Origin of the sequence: Bartonella sp. CL266QHHD, assembly GCF_042195355.1 — a bacterium.
Taxonomy (GTDB): Bacteria; Pseudomonadota; Alphaproteobacteria; order Rhizobiales; family Rhizobiaceae; genus Bartonella.
In genome coordinates this window covers 1-1611 of sequence record NZ_JBHIOD010000064.1, presented here as the reverse complement: position 1 = coordinate 1611, position 1611 = coordinate 1, and the positions used below count along the sequence as shown (strand labels likewise).

3 protein-coding genes are annotated in these 1611 nt (G+C 41.2%); all 3 read right to left on the bottom strand.

Annotated features, from left to right (window positions below; genetic code table 11):
• Positions 1-142: 142 nt before the first annotated feature.
• Positions 143-268: a hypothetical protein gene (locus ACFIK7_RS09125; RefSeq protein WP_375663255.1), complete on the bottom strand. Its 126-nt coding sequence runs from the start codon at positions 266-268 to the stop codon at positions 143-145.
• The gene (locus ACFIK7_RS09120; protein ID WP_375646848.1) at positions 256-657 is read right to left on the bottom strand and encodes a hypothetical protein; all 402 of its coding nucleotides are present in this window, start codon (positions 655-657) and stop codon (positions 256-258) included. Before ACFIK7_RS09120 ends, ACFIK7_RS09125 begins: the two co-directional genes overlap by 13 nt.
• The coding region (locus tag ACFIK7_RS09115; RefSeq protein ID WP_375663254.1) for a filamentous hemagglutinin at positions 654-1611 on the bottom strand (958 nt) is incomplete at its 5' end. The genes ACFIK7_RS09115 and ACFIK7_RS09120, both read right to left, overlap by 4 nt.

Genomic DNA, 1611 nt, shown 5'->3' with positions numbered 1-1611 from the left:
GAGCAGGCTTATCAATGTTACATCCAGCAATATTTAACAGAATGAGACCACTTAATAATTTCAAGATTTTCTTCATTTTTTCCCTCTTTCAATGGATTTATTTACAATAAAACAGAGCTCATAAGCCTGTTGATATTTTCTGTCACCGCTGTTTAAAACAACGGTGAACAATATTGAAATGATTGGTTGAGGAAACAATCGCGCCATTCCAAGTGAAGGCAAGGATGGCGGATTGTTGATCATCACAAGCAAGACTTAAGGCTTGCATTCAGGTGCATTTTTATATTTTTTACAATAAGGGCTGTTTAAGCGCTTCTTGACACTGGGCCTCGGGATCACAGCACCTGGACGACATATGGGAAGGTTTTCGGCTTTATGATTCTCGCACCAAGTCCCTCCCCCCACTTTATCACGGAAACCTGATTGAACCATGCAAGCATAAATTGTTGCTTTTGCATTGATGCTCTGCTTTCTGTTTTCTGGAAATACATCATAAGGGGTTGGCATGCCACATTCTAATAATGCTTTTGCTACCTCAGTAAAATCTGCTCCCGATTTCTCCCAGGCTCCTATAGAGGAGGTAGGAGTTTTATTAAATTGACAACCAGTGATGATTAATAGAGTTAATGTACTCAATAATTTTAAAGGTTTTTTCATTTTTTACTCCATGATTTACTTGAAGGAACTTGTTCACGATGAGATGTGCCATAAGTCTTTTGGCACATATCGCTCGCATCTCCAAGGCAAGTATGGGAACTTATGGGATTTGTAGCCACTCTCAACCATTCTGTCCAAACGTTACTGCCAGCAGGGAGTGTCCCGTAGGTATAGCCATTGCCACCAATAATTCTGCTGACAAAGTCATATCTATTCCCATCAAAGCCAATAGTGGTTTGTTTGCCATCACTCACATAACCTAACAGACCGGATGCAACTAAAACATTAAAGGCTGGTCCATAGAAATTGATCTTCGTGTTGTCGGCTATACCGTGCACACCTTCTTGTTTGAAAGAATTCAGCATATTCCCCAATGTCATTGTCCCGCGACTATGTCCATAAAGTTCTAATCCTGTAAGACCATGGCTATACACCAAATCTTTTGCTTCTTGTGTTGAATTGGTCAAACCCCAAAAGTTATTTTCCATAAACTTCTGATAGCCCGCGACTAGAAGTTCTGAAATAGCAGAATCAGCTTCTGGGAACACCACAAAATAAAGCGGTTCATTTTTATCCTTCGCATGTTGAACCGCATAAACAGCGGCTTCCTCTGGTGGAGTAAAGATGCCATTAAAGGACACATGCACCTTGCCATCAGCACCCTCTTGTAAATGCTGCTTTTCTTCATCCGTTAAATAATGTGCGTGAGGTATTGGTTGTCCACGAGCGTCTCTTATAGGTACCCCATTTGCATCTATTTCATAGATTATATTACCCTTTTCATCACGGTCGACCACGGCAATGGGGTGCTCTTTGATAAACATGGTTTTATAGGAGTCATCGCTGTATTTAAACCCTTCTTCTAAGAGTTGAGTTGCCATTTCACGGTTTTCATGGACGATTTGTTCCAGCTTGCCTACATCGAGCTGTTGTACACCCTTATGGGCGCTGGCA

Coding starts and splice junctions, on each gene's coding strand:
- ACFIK7_RS09125 (WP_375663255.1), bottom strand. CDS start 268: ATGCAAGCCTTAAGTCTTGCTTGTGATGATCAACAATCCGCCATCCTT.
- ACFIK7_RS09120 (WP_375646848.1), bottom strand. CDS start 657: ATGAAAAAACCTTTAAAATTATTGAGTACATTAACTCTATTAATCATC.